The organism is Streptomyces sp. NPDC101118 (assembly GCF_044759445.1).
Classification (GTDB): Bacteria; Actinomycetota; Actinomycetes; order Streptomycetales; family Streptomycetaceae; genus Streptomyces.
Genome location: NZ_JBIVZG010000006.1, coordinates 294,319 through 309,911 on the forward strand (window position 1 = coordinate 294,319; position 15,593 = coordinate 309,911).

Sequence of the window (15,593 nt, forward strand, 5' to 3'; positions counted from 1 at the left end):
GACGGCATGGGTGGGGCGGGCTCGGAGGCCGTGCTCGACATACGGGGGCTGCGGTATGCGGTGGGCGGCAGGACGCTGCTCGACGGGGTCGGGCTTCGGGTGGCGGGCGGGGAATCCGTGGCGGTCATCGGTCCGAGCGGAAGTGGCAAGAGCACGTTGCTCGGATGTGCGCTGGGTCTCGTACGGCCCTCCGGCGGGAGCGTCCGCGTGGCGGGCGCCGACATCACCACGATGCGCGCCCGCGCGCTGGAGCGGCACCGGAGCCGGCACCTGGGCGTGGTCTTCCAGTCCGGCGAACTGCTGCCGGAACTGACGCCCGTGGAGAACGTCGCCTTGGCCGCCTTGCTGGCGGGCAGGCGACCCGGCCCCGCCTACGAGGAGGCCGGGCGGCTCCTCGCCGAACTCGGCGTACCCGCCTCCGAGATCGCCACCGCGCACCTGTCTGGCGGCGAACGGCAGCGGACCGCCCTCGCCCGGGCCCTGGTCAACGAACCCTCGGTGCTCCTGGCGGACGAGCCGACCGGCGCGCTGGACGCGGCCGCCCGGGACACCGTGTGCGACCTGCTGTTCGGGCTCCCCCGCCGCCGCGGCTGCGCACTGGTCGTCGTCACCCACGACGCCGAGGTCGCGGGCCGCGCGGACCGCACGTTCGAGCTGAGCCGGGCCCACCTCGTGCCGCGGCCCGCGAGGAGCAGGGCGTGACACGGCTCCCCCTCTCCTCACCGGCCTCGCTCTCCGGACAGCTCCTGCGGATGGGGCGGGCCGCGCGGCGGTCGGCCGACGGCCGCCTCCGCACCGTCGCGCTGCTCACCGCGGCCGCCGTAGTGGCGCTCGGGCTGTCGGCCGTCGCGGCGGTCTGCGCCGCGTACGACGGGATGGAGCAGCGCACCGCATCGCGCAGCATCCAGTTCCGGTCCGCCTTCCCGGACCGGCCCGCAACCGCCCTCGCCCGCAACGACTTCGACGAGGCGGAAGGGCGCCAGTACAGCCTCGTGTACGTCCGGCCGCTCGCCCCCGGCGTCCCGCCGCCCCCCGGCGTGGACCGGTGGCCCGCGCCGGGTGAGGCAGTGCTCTCCGCCGCCCTGGCACGGGCCCTGCGCGACGAGGGCGCCCCTGAGCGGCTGGGAAGGGTGGTGGGCACCATCCACCCCGCCGGGCTGGCCAGTCCGGGCGAGCGGTACGCGTACGTGAACCCGACCGACCGCCAGCTGGACGGCGCGGACTTCGGCGAGGTGACAGGCTTCGGCGGAGAGCGGGGCCTGCCCATGGGCGACCTCCTGTTCGTGTCCGACCGCGGCAAGCTGCTCACCGGGCTCTACCTCGTGCTCCTGCCCGCCGCCACCCTCGCCGTCGTCGCCGTCCGCATGGGCTCCGCGGCTCGGGACCGCCGCACGGCCCTGGTCGGCGCACTCGGCGGCGGTCCCTCCCGTCGCCTCCTCATGCACCTGGGAGAGTCGGGGCCGCCGGTCCTGCTGGGCGCCTGCCTCGGCACCCTGCCGGCCTGGGCGGCCATGCCCCTGGACGAGGTCCGGCTCCCCTGGATCGGCTACCACCTCTCCACGACCGACCTGCGGCACTGGTGGTGGGCGATCGTCCTGGCGGGCGCCGGGTCGGCGGCGGGACTGGTGCTCCTGGTGGCGGTGATGCACCGCGCCGGGGGCCGGACCGCGGCGCGGTCCCCCCGTTGGGCGGCCCATCGGGGGCACGCCCTGCGCTGGGCCGCGTACGCGTGCCCGGTGCTCCTCCTCGCCACCGTCCGCGGGCCGGCCCTGCTGGACCCGGCCGAGCACGCCGATCTGCGCATGCTGCTCTACAACGCCGGCGTGGTCGCGGTCCTGGCGACCCTCCCGTGCGCGGTGGCACTCGGCGCCTCCGCGCTGGGGCCGCGGCTGGCGGACTCCGCGCGGCGCAGGGGCGGTTCGGGGGCGCTGCTGGCGGGGCGGCACATCGCCGCCCATCCCGCCCAGGTCGCCAGGCTCGTGGCCGGTATGGGCATCGCCATGGTCCTCGTCAGCCAGATGCAGCTGAAGCACGCGCAGTTCGGCGAGAGCGCCCAGGCGGCGCAGGCCACCGCCCAACGCGTCGGCCGCACGGTCCTGCTCCTCCAGGCCGATCCGGGCAGACTGCCGCCCGGCCGGCTCGAAGGCTTCCTCCGGCAGCTCCCCTCCCCGGTCCGAACGCTGGCCCTGCGGAGCGAGGAGGGCTCGGATCCGGCACGGCGGGTCGTCGTACGGGGCGACTGCCAGGCACTGGGAGGCGTACGGCTCCCCTGTGCGGCCAAGGGGACCGCCCGCGGAGCTGCCCGCACGCCGGGAACGACCGTTCCGCTCACAGGTGCCGACCCTCGCGTGGTCGAGGCCGTGCGCTGGTCCGTCGGGGGAAGCGATCGGGTCGCGGTGGAGCAGGGCGGGGCTCTGACCCCGAACTGGCGCGAGGCGCCGCCGACCCTGGTCCTCACCACCTCGGACGGTGCCGACCTGCCGGTCGACCGGCTCAAGCGCCAACTGCGCGACACCCTGCCGCTGGCGGCGGTGACCGCCGAGCTGCCGGGCGAGTCCTGGCTGGTGGGGTCCCGCAACAGCGAGGCGCACAGCAGGTGGGTGACCTTCTTCGGCCTCCCCGGCACGCTGGTCGTCGCCCTCGCGATCGTCTTCGCGAACCTGGCGGAGTTCCTCCGCCTCAGCGGACTGGTCGCTCCCCTGAGCGTCCTGACCGGCTCCCGGAAGGTGCACTACACGACGGCGGCCTGGGCCCTGCTGGCACCGCTGCTGCTCACGGTGGTCGTGAGCGCCGTGGTCGCGTGGTGGCTGGCGGCTCCCCAAGAGAGTGCCGTCGACGGGATCGCGGTGTCCGGCGGCCTGCTCGCAGCCACCGCCGTGTCCCTGTCGGGGCTGGCCGTCCTCGCGTGGTGGTGCGGTGCCCGGGCGGCCGTCGGCCAGTCGGCCCGGTGGCGCCCGTACGGGGACGGGGACTGAGCCGTCCGGGACCACGTACCGGACGCGCGGCCCGGTGGGCGATCCCGGCTCACCCCCGTGATTTCCGGCCGCAACGGGTTCTTCCGGGCAAGAGTGCACGAGTGCCGCACACCCCCGTACCACCCATATTCGCAGGTCAGCCCTGGTCTAGACTCCGCCTGCTTCAGACGGCTCCGTGAGTAGCGCGGGGTCGGGGAGGTGAGATTCCGAGGGGGGAATCCTTGCTGAAACGATTCGGTACCGGGTGGCGGCGCAGATCGCGGCACTCCGCTGCCGCCACGCTCGCGGCCTTCGCCCTGGCCCTGACGACCGCCGTGACCGGCCCGGGCCTGACCGGCACGGCGTCCGCGGCGGTGGTGCGGCCGGACGGCGGCACGGGGATGGCGGCCAGCGGCACAGGACCCAAGGCCCCGCTTTCGTCGCCCAAGCCTTCGGCGACCACCGCGCCCACGGAGGGCGCCGGGGCGGCCCGGAAGACCACCGCCCGCGAGATCGCCTCGGCCGGCGCGGACCTGCCGGAGGCCTGCTCGGGGGCCATCACCCTGGGGACCACGTACCTCTGCGCCACCCGGCCGCCGGGCGGCAGCCGCTTCACGTTCGACCTCCCGAAGGCCACCGACCTGGTTTTCCTCCAGCTCGTCGGTCTGAACCACCAGGACCCGTACCAGCGGCTGACCGCTCCCGACGGCTCCGCCGTCGCCTGCACGCGCCCGCCGGGGAACGGGTACGGAGCCTGGCGCTGCCCGACCCACACCGCCGGCACCTACACCCTCGACGTCAGCGGCGACGAGGACAGCTCCGCCGGCTACTCCGTGGAGGCCTACGCCCTGCTCTCGGACCCGGCCTGCACGCAGATCACCGATGAGGACGTCTCCCTCGGTGCTCCGAACTCCTTCTCCGGTGCGTTGTCCGGCGGCTCGGCCGGCCATTGCTACGCGCTCCCGTTGGCAGCGGGAGACGTGCTGCGGACACATGTGTCCAAGTCGCAGGTGAATCTGTCCGTCAACGACGCCACGGGCAAGGAGGTCTGCACCACATACCCCGGCAGCGGGGGTGAGCAGATCGAGTGCCGACTGACCGGCGAGGCACCCTACCGGCTACTCGCGTACCAGATCTCCGGCGAGAGCGTCGACGCGTACAGCATCACCGCCGACCGGCTGTCCGATCCCGTCGGCTGCCCGGTCGTCACCCCACAGGCCTACGGCACGGTCCCGGACACCAGCTCCTTCACGCGCTGCCGGATCCTGCGCGTGCCGGCCACGGGCCCGTACCTCTACGGCCCGGTCCACACCGGCACCTCGGTCAACGGCGACCTCCGCAAGGCCGACGGCACCTCCGTGTGCACGCCGACCCTGCTCGCACCCTGCACCCTGACGGCCGGTGACTACACCTGGGCCCGGACCCTGAGGGACGAGAACCCGGACGCCTTCGGCATGTGGTTCCACGCCACCGACAGCGGCGAGGGCTGCACGGCGGTCCGCGACGACGGTTTCGCGTCCGGCCCGGTGACCGGCACCTTCAGCGCGCTCGGTCAGCGGCTGTGCCTCACCCTGCCGACCGCCGCCGGTCAGGGCGCACACCTCTTCAGCGCGCCCCCGGCGGACAGCACGCATCCGGACGTGGAGGTCTTCGACGCCAAGGGTGTCCAGCAGTGCCGCGCCGAGTACTCCCACGCCGTCTGCAAGCTGACCGGCACCGCCCCGTTCCGTGCGGTGGTGTCCGGGCTCGGACAGGGGAACGGCTACCGGCTCGTCATCCAGCGCACGAGCGAGACCGGCGGCTGCCTGCCCTGGTCGCAGACCTCCTGGGGTCCTTCCTCCGGGACGAAGGCACAGCTGACGGCGGACCGCCCGGCCACCTGTCTGGCCATCGGCGCCGACGCCCACTCCGTCGCGGAGATGTTCGACTACTCCAACACCGCGAACCGCAACACCGCGTACATCGAGGTGTACGACCGCGCCGGTGAGAAGGTCTGCGGCACGTCCTACTCCCTGACGACGACCACATGCGCCTTCAAGGCGGGCACCGCATACGCCGCGGTGCTGTTCGGCGCGGCCGACACGTACCGCCTGGTGCGGCGGGACGTCTCCGCCACCGCCAAGTGCGCGGCGCCCAAGTCGACCGCAGTCGGCGGCCCTTCGGTCGGGTACACCTTCACCACCAGCCTCGACAGCACCTGCCTGCACGTCAGCGGAGCCGCCGGGGACAAGTTCTGGTTCTCCGCGAGGACCAGCACCACCGACGACAGCGGCGCGATGCTGGGCGTCGTGGACAGCGCCGGCCGGATCGTGTGCTGGCAGTGGGGGGTCGCGTGCCGGCCCACCGGTTCGGCCGGCTACGTGGTCTTCGCACTGGCCTCCGGGTACGCGGGCAAGGCGATCCCGGCCCGGCTCGACACGTGGCGCGTCGGCACCTCGGCCGGCTGGGCCCCTGAGTGCACGGCCCACAAGGTGTCCGCGGAGGGCTTCTCCGCCCGCAGCGGTGTCCTGAGCGAATCCGGCACCGCCTACTGCGCGCAGGTCTCGATGAAGCCGCGGCAGGAGTTCAAGGTCTACGGCGCGGCGAGCGGCTACTCGAGGGACGTGCCGTGGGTGAGCGTGCTGGGGAACGACGGCTTCGGGAACAACGCCCCTTACGGCTGTTACGGCGAGAACATGGGCGAGTTCCGCTACCACTGCAGCGCCGGTTCCAGCACGTCGGGCGGCCAGGTGGTGATCGTGAGCCCGGACCGGTCCGCGATGCCTGTGGAATACACGATCCAGGGTGTCTGTCACTCCGGCTGCGCGGTTCCCCGCCAGCGGGCCGACGCGTCGTCGCTGAGCCTGAGCAGCGGAGCGGCGGGCACCTCCCACCTGGTTGTGCTGCGCGGCAAGAAGCTGACCCTGGGCACCGAGGTGGAACTCTCGTCCGGGAGCTGGCAGGGCAGCTATCGCATGGCGACTCCCGTGTCCGTCAACTCCGACGGCACCGAACTCACCGTGCGGCTGAGCACCCGCAGCACTCCTCCCGGCCGCTACGACCTGGTCCTCGACAACACCGGCTACACCTCCGGCGAGCGCTCCCCCGGCTACCTCCCGAACGCGTTCACGGTGACCGCCGCGCCGGCCGTCACCCGCGGCCGGTTCGTGCCGGTCACCCCGAAGCGGATCCTGGACACCCGGACCGGTACGGGCGCGCCGAAGGCGCGGCTGGGTGCGGGCGGGACCGTGAAGCTCAAGGTCGCGGGCGCGGGCGGCGTACCGGCCACGGGCGCCACCGCGGTGGTCGTGAACCTCACCGCCGTGGCGCCCACCGCCGATGGCCGCATCACCGCGTGGGCCGACGGCGCCACCCGCCCGGACACCACGGCCCTGAGCACCACGGCCGGGCAGACGACCACGACCACCGTGGTCGTCCCGGTCCGGAACGGGGCGGTGAACCTCCGCAACAGCACGGGTTACCTCGACCTGTTCGCCGAGGTCACGGGGTACTACACCACCAGCACGACCGCGGGCTCGAAGCTCACGACGGTCACCCCGAAGCGGATCCTGGACACCCGGGTCGGCACGGGCGCGCCGAAGGCCCGCGTGGGCGCGGGCGCGACCGTCAAGCTCAAGGTCGCGGGCGTGGGCGGCGTACCGGCCACGGGCGCCACCGCTGTGGTCGTGAACCTCACCGTCGTGAAGCCGACGACCAACGGCCACATCACGGCATGGGCCGACGGCACCACCCGTCCGAGCACCACGCACCTCACCTTCACCGGCGGTAGGACGAGCTCGAACAGCGTGACCGTCCCGGTCCGCAACGGCGTGATCGACCTGCGCAACAGCGCCGGCAGCGTGGACCTCGTCGCCGATGTCTCGGGCTACTACTCCGCCGACGGCTCGCGGTACACCCCCGCCGCCCCGGTGCGGCTGCTCAACACCTCGACGGGGCTGGGTGCCCGTCCGGGCGCGGTGGGCCCGGACCAGACGGTGAGCTTCCCCGTACGGGGAATGGCCGGCGTACCCGACGACGCGAAGGCGGTCACCCTCGCCGTCACGGTCGGCTCGCCGACCACGACCAGCTACGTGACGGTGGCCCCGCACGGCCGCACCTGGCCCGGGCTGGCGGCGCTCACGTACGGCACCGGCCGTGCGGCGACCAACCTGATCACGGTCCCGGTCACCGACGGCTGGGTCTCGCTCACCAACCACTCGGGGAGCGTCCAGCTGCGGGCCGACCTGATGGGCTGGTTCACCGGCTGACGCGCGCGTACGTGAGCGAGGGCCCCGGCCGCCACCAGGCGACCGGGGCCTCCGCGTCACCGTCACGGCGTCATGCGGCGGGGTTGCTTCCATCCGAGGGCGCGTCGTCCGGCTGGTCGCTTGAGCGCGACGTGAAGGCGAAGGACGAGCGGTCGCCGTCCAGGTCGATGGTCAGCGACGCGTCCAGGGCCTTGGCCAGGCGAGTCAGCAGGGGCAGCGTCGGCACGGAGTCGCCGCCCTCGATGTTCGAGACCTGCAGCTGGCTCATGCCCGCTCGCCGTGCCAGCTCTGCCTGCGACAGGCCCAGGTCGGTGCGGCGGTCGTAGACGGCCTGCCCCAGCGCGAACCCGTACCCCGCCTGAACGTAGGCGGGAGATTCCTGAACGGACTGCCCCAGGAGCTTTCTGGTGCGGCGGGTCTTCCAGTGCGAGTGGCTCACGGTGTCTCGTAGCGGGGTAGGCCGTCGGTGGAGATGGTCCACTTGCCGATCGTGACGTCCTCGCCGTAGAGGAAGTCGCGGCTGGTCGCGTAGCGCGGGCCGTCGGGCGTCGGGTGGATGTCGGACATGACGGCCCTCAAGGGTGCCCGGGAGCCCTTCGGGGAGCGACTCGATGAACGGCCGCATGGCCAGGTAGGCGGGATCCGGCATCTCAGGCGGCCGTGGGGGGAGCAGAGCGGCAGTCGCGGCAGCGGCCGGGGGTGGGGGCGCGGAAGGCCAGGTCGCAGCCGTCGCAGTTGTGCAGGGGGTAGTGGGGGCGGTCCCGGGTCGGGGGTGGGGGCGAGGCGTGGAGCGGCCGCGGGAGGAGCGGCGGCAGCAGGTCGCGGAGCCGGTGCGCGAGGAGGCCCGCGGGGTTGCGGAGGTTGTCCGGGAGGGTGGCGGTGAGGGTGCGGCGGATGCCTTCCGGCGGGACGCCGCGCACCAGCCATTCCACGACGCCGGGGGTGAGGCGGCGGATGTCCCCCTCGGAGAGGAGCAGGCGCGGGTCCCGGGCCCGTAGTCCGGCCAGGAGGTGGGCGGATTCGCGTGCGAGAGGGCTGCTGGGCGCGGGTGCCGGCGGACTCGACGCGGCGCGGGGCGGGCGCTCGACCGTCGTGGGGGTGGGCGTCGCGGCCGGGGCGGGGTGCGGAGTGGGGTGCTGGACGGGCTGCTGGACGGGGTGCTGGACGGGCTGCTGGGCGGGGTTTGGCCGTGGTGGGGCCGGGTCCTGCGTGGATTCCGGGTCGGGGGTGCGGCTCGGGTCCGGGGCGGGGTCTGGGGCCGGGTCCGGGTCCGGGTCCGGGTCCGGGTCGGAGTCTGGGTCGGGATCCGGGTCCGGGTCCGGGGTCAGGGGGACGTTGTACGAGACCGTGCGCGTGATGACCTTGCCTGTCGGGAGGCGGAGGCGGGTGCGGCGGAGGAAGCCTGCGGCTTCGAGTTCGCGGAGGGCTCGGCCGATGCGGTGCTCGGTCTCCGGGAAGCGGTCGGCGAGGGCGCGGATGCTCACCGGGCTGCCGGCCGGGAGGGACTGGATGTGGACCGCGATGCCGATCGCCAGCAGCGAGAGGCGCTCGTGCTGGGCCAGTTGGTTGGCGATGACCGTGAAGCGGGTCGTCAGCGGCACGTTGGCGTGAACGACGCCGACCATGCCACCAGATCGGGCGGTTCCGGCGTGATTGCGGGGTCGCGCAGGCGTGCCCGCGCTAGGCTTCTGGAAGACCATCGGGAAGGTATCGCTTCCTCGTGGATCAGGCCCTCGGCCGGGATGCCAGTCCCGCCGGGGGCCGTCTCATGTCTGGGGTTGTGCGGCGAGCATATGCCCGGCAACCACCCCGAAATCCAGCCCAGTTGGGATAGTTCACCCGTCCGAGGGAGAGGGCTCGGGGTGGGAGGCTGGAGGGGTTTTGGTGGGGTGTTTTCCCCGGTTCTTTGAGTCTTTTAGGTCCGGGGCGGGCCGGGGAGTGGGCTGCCGGGTCGTACGTTCTCAGGACGCGGTGTCGAGCGTCAGTTCGGCCCAGACGGTCTTGCGGGGAGCGGGGCCGAGGGTGACTCCCCAGCGGTCCGTGAGGCCGGAGACGAGGCGCAGGCCGAGGCCGGGTCCGCCTTCGGCGGGCAGGCGGTCGGCGCGGGTGTCGGCCACCTCGATACGGAGCGTGTCCGCGTGGACGGCGAGCCCGAGGAGGAAGTCCCGCCCGGGGACCCGGCCGTGGGTGATCGCGTTCACGGCCAGTTCGGCGACCACGTGCTCTGCGGGCTCGAATGGCACGCCCCAACTGCGCAGTTGCTCGACCGCGAGCAGGCGGGCGAGGCGGGCGCCGCGCGGGGTTGAGGAGAGCTGCACGCTGAACAGGGCGAGGCGGCGACTTTCGAGATTCATGTGACTCAGCGTGGCGACCCGTGCATACCGTGGACAGCGACAGCGCCCGTGCGTACGGAGACTGTCCGGTGCTTGTCCGGTCTTGTCCTGCCTGTCCGGCGTATGGGGAGGGGTACGGCGCCGTTGGACGTGTCGGTACGCGGGAGGTGCGCGGATGAGCGAGGACAACGAGGACAGGGACGAGTCCGGCTGGGACGTCGATCCGGAGGACGAGCAGGGTGCGGCCGTTGTCGCCGCGGTGGGGCGCCAGTTGAAGGTGTGGCGCGAGGCCGCGCGAATGCGGGTCCCGGACTTCGGCCGCGCGATCGGTTACGGAGAGGACCTCGTCCGGAAGGTCGAGGCGGGCACGAGGATCCCCCGCCCCGAGTACCTCGACAAGGCCGACAGTGTTCTCCAGGCGGGCGGCCGCATCGCCGCCATGAAGGAGGACGTCGAGACGGCTCGATACCCGAAGCGGGTGCGGGACCTGGCGAAGATGGAAGCCAAGGCTGTGGAGCTGCTGGCCTACGGCAACCACAACCTCCACGGGCTGCTACAGATCGAGGAGTACGCCGCCGCCCTCTTTCAGATGGCACAGCCAGCCCACGCGCCCGAGCAGGTAGAGCGAGGAGTCGCGGGACGTCTGGCGCGCCAATCGATCTTCAGTCGGTCGCCGGCGCCAACCCTGAGCTTCGTCCAAGAAGAGGTCACGCTGAGGCGCCGCATCGGAGGGACAATGGTGATGCGCCGACAGCTCGAACACCTCTTGGAGATCTCGACGTTGCGCAACGTCACGTTCCAGGTGATGCCGACCCTCTGCGACGAGCATGCAGGAATGGACGGACTGATCCAGGTGCTGAAGTTCGGTGACGGCTCAGCCGTTGGACGGGCCGAGGGCAGCTTCTACGGGCGCGCGGTGTCAGATCCGAAGCAGCTTCAGGTCCTTGAGCTGCGGTATGGCATCATCCGGGCCCAGGCTCTCACGCCCCGGGAGTCCCTGGCCTTCATTGAGCAGGTACTGGGAGAGACATGATCGACGAGCCCGAGCTCCGCTGGTTCAAGAGCAGCTACAGCGACAGCAGCGACATCAACGACTGCGTCGAGGTCGCCTGGCGCAAGAGCAGCTACAGCGACAACGGTGACGTCAACGACTGCGTCGAAGTGGCCTCCACTCCCGACACCATCCACGTCCGCGACTCCAAGGCCGTCCCCGGCCCCCAGCTGGCCTTCGGCGCGGCCGCCTGGGCCGGCTTCGTGGCGTACGCCGCAGCCCGCTGAGCCGGGTGGGTGAGGGCGGAACGATACGGCACTGCCAGGGGCGTTACCGCAGGTCAGGAGCGCGAGAAAGTGGGGGCGCCCCTCCCCCACCCACCTCACGGGATGCCCCATGCGTCTGCGCACAGCCCTCACGGCCGGCACCGCCGCCCTCGTGCTCGTCCTGTCGACCGCCGGATCCTCCTCGGCCGCGGCCGGAGAGTTCCGCTACACCTCGGTGGACCTGAACAACGTCCAGGTCCGACACGTGCTCGAAGACCCGGCGAGCGGGGTCTGCATCGACCTTGAAGGCACCGCCAACCTCCCCGCACTCCTCGGGCGCAACTACACCGACGCCGAGGCCACGCTCTTCCAGGACGCCGCGTGCGAGGGCGACACCTGGTGGGTCGTGAACCCCGGCCTCAACGCCCCGGCCGGCGCGCGCTTCCGCTCCGTCGTCTTCAGCGGCTGAGGCCCCCTCCCCACGACCGCCCCCGCACGGTGACGCCACCCCGTGCGGGGGCTTATGGAATGGAATCTCGGCCAAAGAGTCAACCAACAGCGCGGTCTGATCATCCTTCAAGCCGGATGTCGCTTCCCCCACGCGATTCCTGTTGCCAAGGAGGTCCATGTCCCCCATGCGCATCGACTACCCCCGGCGCGGACGGCACGGCTGGCGGCGCTGGACGCCCTCCTGGAAGCTGACCGCCGGGCTGTTCGCCCTCTGCACCGGCGCCCTGGCCGCCCTCGTGATCGCCGTGTACGTACAGACGGAGATACCCGACGCCCAGGACTCCGCCCGTCGGCAGGCCACCGTCTACTACTGGGCGGACGGCAGCCGCATGGTCAGCGTCGGCGACGTCAACCGGCAGGACGTGAAGCTCGGCCAGGTGCCCGAGTCCGTCCCGCGCGCGGTCATCGCGGCCGAGAACGAGGACTTCTACCGCGACTCCGGCGTCTCGGCGACCGGAATCCTCCGCGCCGCCGTCAACATCGCCAAGGGCCAGGAGGTCCAGGGCGGTTCGACGATCACCCAGCAGTACGTGAAGAACGCCTACCTGAGCCAGGACCAGACCGCCGAGCGCAAGGTCAGGGAGCTCTTCCTCGCCGTGAAGGTCAGCCGGGAGCGGTCCAAGCAGGAGATCCTCCAGGGCTACCTCAACACCTCGTGGTTCGGCCGCGGCGCGTACGGGATCCAGGCCGCCTCGTACGCGTACTACGGCATACCCGCCGCGAAGCTGGACCCCAGCCAGGCGGCCCTGCTCGCGGCCGTGCTGAAGGGGGCGGAGGGCTTCGACCCGTCCGTGAGCGCGGAGAACCACCGGCGCGCCGAGGACCGCTGGGAGTGGATCCTCGACCGGCAGGTCGAGACCGGGACCATGAGCGCCGCGGAGCGGGCGAAGTACACCGAGTTCCCCGAGCCGAAGGCGCCCGTCAAGCCGACCAGCCAGGCCGGACAGACCGGCTACCTCGTCGACATCGCCAACAAGTACCTGAAGAGCCGCACCGGCCTCACCGACAAGGACCTGGCCCGGGGCGGCTACAGCGTGCACACCACCTTCCGGAAGGACAGGGTGGCGGCCCTGGCGAAGGCCGTGGAGCAGGTGAGCAAGGACAAGCTGGACCCGGCGAAGCGCGCCGACGACCGGTACGTGGAGGTCGGTGCCGCCTCCGTGAGCCCGAAGGACGGCGCGGTCGTCGCCGTCTACGGCGGGTCCGACGCGATCAAGCACTTCAGCAACAACGCGGACACCTCGGGCGTCCCGGCGGCCTCGGCGTTCAAGCCCTTCGTGTACGCCGCCGCCCTGGAGCAGGAGTTCGGGAACGGGAACCCCGCCGACGAGCCGGCCCCGGTCGCCACCACGCTCCCGCTCCCCCTGTTCGCCGGACCGCCCAGCGCGCTCACGGACCTGCACTCGTCCCTGGTCGCTTCCGACAACACGCCGTTCGTGACGGCCGGCAAGCGCATCGGCCTGGACAGGGTCAAGAAGCTCGCCGTGGCGACCGGCCTGCGCGAGGAGAGCATGGCCAAGCTGGAGCCGACCTTCGCCATCGGTACCTCGACCCCCAGCGCCGTCCGCCTGGCCAGCGCGTACACCGCCTTCCTGAACCACGGCCGGGCCACCGAGCCCTACTCCGTGACCAAGGTCGTGCGGGACGGCGTCACGGTGAAGGGCCTCGGCCGGCCCGCGCCCCGGCAGGCCATGGGCTCGTACACGGCCGACGTCGTCGGCTCCGCGCTCCAGCAGGTGAGCCGGCTGGCCCTCGGGCCCCCGAAGAGCCCGGGGTCCTTCCGGCCGTCCTGGGCCGGCAGGACCGGACCGAACGACCGCATGAAGTCGGCCTGGTACATCGGCATGACGCCGGAGCTGAGCACCTCGGTCGGCATGTTCCGCACGAAGCCCGGCGTCACGCAGCTGCTGCCCATGCAGGGCGTCGGCGGCCCCGGCTCCGAGCGCGGGAGCGCCCTGCCGCCGCTGATCTGGAAGGCGTACGACGGCTCCTCCTGACCAGTGGCGGCCCGGGGCCGGGTGTCAGACGCGGTCGGCGGCGATCAGGACGTACTGGAACGAGCCGTCCTCGTAGGACTTGATGAACGCCTCCTCGATGCCCGTGACCAGGGAGGACGTGGCCCGGAGCTTCCAGTAGGGCAGGGTGTCCGGGGTCAGGTCGATGACGGCCTGGGGGACAAGGCGGTTGTCCGCCATCGCCTTCAGGTACTCGCGGCGCGAGTGGATGTTGCACTCGAAGTGGGCGTTGATCTGCGAGACCCACTTCGACGGCTGGCCGTACTTGGGGTTCCAGCAGCCCGTGATGGTCACGTAGCGGCCGCCCACGCGGAGGACCCGGGAGTGCTCGGCCATCAGGTCGTCGAGGTCGACGTACATGCTGGACTCGTTGTTCCACGAGGCAGCGGCGGAGCCCTTCTCGAAGGGCATGTCCAGCATGTTGCAGACGCGGGCGCGGACGTGGTCGCCGATGCCCAGCTCGGCGGCGCGGCGGTTGCCGAACTCGGCCTGCTTGGCGGAGAGCGTGACGCCCTCGACCTTGCAGCCGAAGCGCTGGTGGGCCATGACCGAAGAGCCGCCGCGGCCGCAGCCGGCGTCGATCAGCAGGTCGTCGCGGCCGATGGCGCCGAGGTGGTCGAGCAGCACCTCGGCCTGCGCGGACTCCAGCCGGTGCAGCTCGGCGATCAGCTTCTTCTCGTACTCGCTCTCCTCGGGGTCGCCGAGGGCCTCCTGGTCGATCGCGCCGATGCCGTAGTGGTGGTGGTAGAGGCCGTCCACGTCGCCCAGCTTCAGGTTGACCGGACGGGCCTCGCCGTCCCAGTAACGCGCGATGTCGCCCTGGTAGGGGGTGGCGGCGGGGGCGGAGCCGGGGGCGGGGATGAAGGGGCTGGTGCTGACGGTGGTGGTCACTGAGAGATCCATTCCTCTTAAGCAGAAGGGGGGTTACCAGAAATCGGGCAGGCTGTAGCGGTAGGTGTTCGTCATGTGCCAGTAGTGGTTGCCGTCGACCCACACGGCCACGCCGCGCAGGAAGCGCTGCACCATCGGGACCGGCCAGGCGGCGGCCAGCTGGGCGGCCGCGGCCTCGAACTCGCGCATGAGGTCGTTGTGGACCTCGACCGCCTTGAGGTAGGCGTCCTTGTCGGAGACGCCCTCGCGCTCGGCGATCACCACGGGGAGGTTCAGGTGCTTCCCGGGGCTGTTGAGTTCCTTGGTGTACGAGTACAGGTCGTTGACGATGGTCGTGGCGTTGCCCGCGAGGGCGATCACCTTCTGCATCTCCGGCTGGGCGTGCAGGTCGGCGGGCAGTTCGTAGCCGCCGATGGTGTCGGTGATGGTGGGGCAGGGGCGGAAGTTGTTGAACTGCCGCATCGCCAGGTACTCGTGGACGTGCGGGACGTACTCCGTCTGGGCCCAGGCGGCCTCGGCGAGGTAGCCCAGGTGCAGCCGGGCCATGTCGTGGCGGAACCGGTCCGCCTGGGAGGCGCTGGCCTGCCGTACGAAGTACTCCATCGCGGAGCGGTAGGCGCGGCGCGGGGCGTCCGAGTGGAGGGACTCCGCCCAGTCCGGCCCGTACTCCGTGGTGGTGTGGACGGGGTCGAGGGCGGTGTGCGCCAGCAGGAGGCGGCCGCCGAGGCCGACCGGGGAGCCGCCGTGGTCCTCGCAGTAGCAGTCGTCGACGACGTTCTCGGCGACCATCAGCCGCGTCGCGATCATCAGGTGGTCGACCGTGGGGGCGTCCGGGTGGCAGGCGACCATGTAGCGGCCGACGGAGAAGCCGTCGAACTGGTCCTCCCACTCGGGCGGGTACAGCTCCACCTCGTCCACCGCCCAGGTCTTGATGCGGCGGCTGACCTCCTCCACGCGGACCGGGTCGGGCTCCGGGACCGGGTGGTAGTAGAGGCCGGGGATGGGGGTGCCCCGGGTGGGTGCCGGGGGCTCGGTGGCCTGGTCGGTCGCGGGGGCGTGCGGGGGCTCCGGCGGAGCCTCGCGCGGCGTCAGGAAGAGGCCCGCCGTGCCGAGGCCGCTGGGGCCGCGCAGGATGCGCTCCAGGGCGGGGCTGCCGGGGGCCGCGGGGGCGGGTGTTCCCGTCGCGGGCGCGGGTGCTTCCGCCGCGGGGGCGGGTGCTTCCGCCGCGGGGGCGGCACCGGGCACAGGCACGGTGGCGGGCGCGCGACGGCGTACGGGCAGGGGCGGGGGTGTGGTGGTGGGCAGAGGCGAAAGCCCTGGCTCGGGCATCCGTGGCTCCTAGATGAGACGGGGGTGGACTGTCCCGGGACCCGGGCGCGGTCGGCC

Annotated in this window: 13 protein-coding genes; 7 read left to right on the forward strand and 6 right to left on the reverse strand. The window is 72.2% G+C overall.

Annotation, left to right across the window (positions count from 1 at the left end):
• The first annotated feature begins 6 nt into the window (after window positions 1–6).
• The 3 genes from ACIQUQ_RS14070 to ACIQUQ_RS14080 all read left to right on the forward strand — a co-directional run bounded on the left by ACIQUQ_RS14070 (window position 7) and on the right by ACIQUQ_RS14080 (window position 7,201).
• Window positions 7–702, forward strand: coding sequence for an ABC transporter ATP-binding protein (locus tag ACIQUQ_RS14070; RefSeq protein WP_403975057.1), 696 nt, complete (start codon window positions 7–9; stop codon window positions 700–702).
• Window positions 699–2,975: a hypothetical protein gene (locus ACIQUQ_RS14075; protein WP_403975059.1), complete on the forward strand. Its 2,277-nt coding sequence runs from the start codon at window positions 699–701 to the stop codon at window positions 2,973–2,975. Before ACIQUQ_RS14070 ends, ACIQUQ_RS14075 begins: the two co-directional genes overlap by 4 nt.
• A 221-nt stretch (window positions 2,976–3,196) precedes the next feature.
• Window positions 3,197–7,201: a hypothetical protein gene (locus ACIQUQ_RS14080; protein WP_403975062.1), complete on the forward strand. Its 4,005-nt coding sequence runs from the start codon at window positions 3,197–3,199 to the stop codon at window positions 7,199–7,201.
• Between the two features lie 70 nt (window positions 7,202–7,271).
• Here the strand turns inward: ACIQUQ_RS14080 and ACIQUQ_RS14085 are convergent, their stop codons facing one another.
• From ACIQUQ_RS14085 to ACIQUQ_RS14100, 4 genes are all read right to left on the reverse strand, one after another.
• Window positions 7,272–7,640, reverse strand: coding sequence for a helix-turn-helix domain-containing protein (locus ACIQUQ_RS14085; protein WP_403975064.1), 369 nt, complete (start codon window positions 7,638–7,640; stop codon window positions 7,272–7,274).
• On the reverse strand, window positions 7,637–7,768 hold the full coding sequence (locus ACIQUQ_RS14090; protein WP_403975067.1) for a hypothetical protein: 132 nt from the start codon (window positions 7,766–7,768) through the stop codon (window positions 7,637–7,639). Before ACIQUQ_RS14090 ends, ACIQUQ_RS14085 begins: the two co-directional genes overlap by 4 nt.
• Before the next feature lie 83 nt (window positions 7,769–7,851).
• Window positions 7,852–8,826 carry a helix-turn-helix domain-containing protein gene (locus tag ACIQUQ_RS14095; RefSeq protein ID WP_403975069.1) on the reverse strand — a complete coding sequence of 325 codons (975 nt, stop codon included), beginning with the start codon at window positions 8,824–8,826 and terminating at the stop codon, window positions 7,852–7,854.
• Between the two features lie 336 nt (window positions 8,827–9,162).
• A complete protein-coding gene (locus ACIQUQ_RS14100) occupies window positions 9,163–9,555 on the reverse strand; it encodes an ATP-binding protein (RefSeq protein WP_403975071.1) in 393 nt (130 codons plus the stop codon).
• 154 nt (window positions 9,556–9,709) lie between these two features.
• On the opposite strand from ACIQUQ_RS14100, the gene ACIQUQ_RS14105 reads away from it, so the two are divergent.
• The 4 genes from ACIQUQ_RS14105 (at window position 9,710) to ACIQUQ_RS14120 (ending at window position 13,298) form a co-directional block, all read left to right on the forward strand.
• Window positions 9,710–10,567, forward strand: a complete 858-nt coding sequence (locus ACIQUQ_RS14105) for a helix-turn-helix domain-containing protein (RefSeq protein ID WP_403975074.1) — start codon at window positions 9,710–9,712, stop codon at window positions 10,565–10,567.
• Window positions 10,564–10,812: a DUF397 domain-containing protein gene (locus ACIQUQ_RS14110; RefSeq protein WP_403975077.1), complete on the forward strand. Its 249-nt coding sequence runs from the start codon at window positions 10,564–10,566 to the stop codon at window positions 10,810–10,812. Before ACIQUQ_RS14105 ends, ACIQUQ_RS14110 begins: the two co-directional genes overlap by 4 nt.
• 109 nt (window positions 10,813–10,921) lie before the next feature.
• Window positions 10,922–11,260, forward strand: coding sequence for a hypothetical protein (locus ACIQUQ_RS14115; protein WP_403975079.1), 339 nt, complete (start codon window positions 10,922–10,924; stop codon window positions 11,258–11,260).
• A 157-nt stretch (window positions 11,261–11,417) separates the two neighbouring features.
• Complete coding sequence (locus ACIQUQ_RS14120; RefSeq protein ID WP_403975081.1) at window positions 11,418–13,298, forward strand: transglycosylase domain-containing protein; 1,881 nt, start codon at window positions 11,418–11,420, stop codon at window positions 13,296–13,298.
• Between the two features lie 24 nt (window positions 13,299–13,322).
• On the opposite strand, the gene ACIQUQ_RS14125 is transcribed toward ACIQUQ_RS14120, so the two are convergent.
• Complete coding sequence (locus ACIQUQ_RS14125; protein WP_403975083.1) at window positions 13,323–14,219, reverse strand: geranyl diphosphate 2-C-methyltransferase; 897 nt, start codon at window positions 14,217–14,219, stop codon at window positions 13,323–13,325.
• A gap of 21 nt (window positions 14,220–14,240) precedes the next feature.
• Window positions 14,241–15,536, reverse strand: coding sequence for a family 2 encapsulin nanocompartment cargo protein terpene cyclase (locus tag ACIQUQ_RS14130; protein ID WP_403975085.1), 1,296 nt, complete (start codon window positions 15,534–15,536; stop codon window positions 14,241–14,243).
• Between the last annotated feature and the right edge of the window lie 57 nt (window positions 15,537–15,593).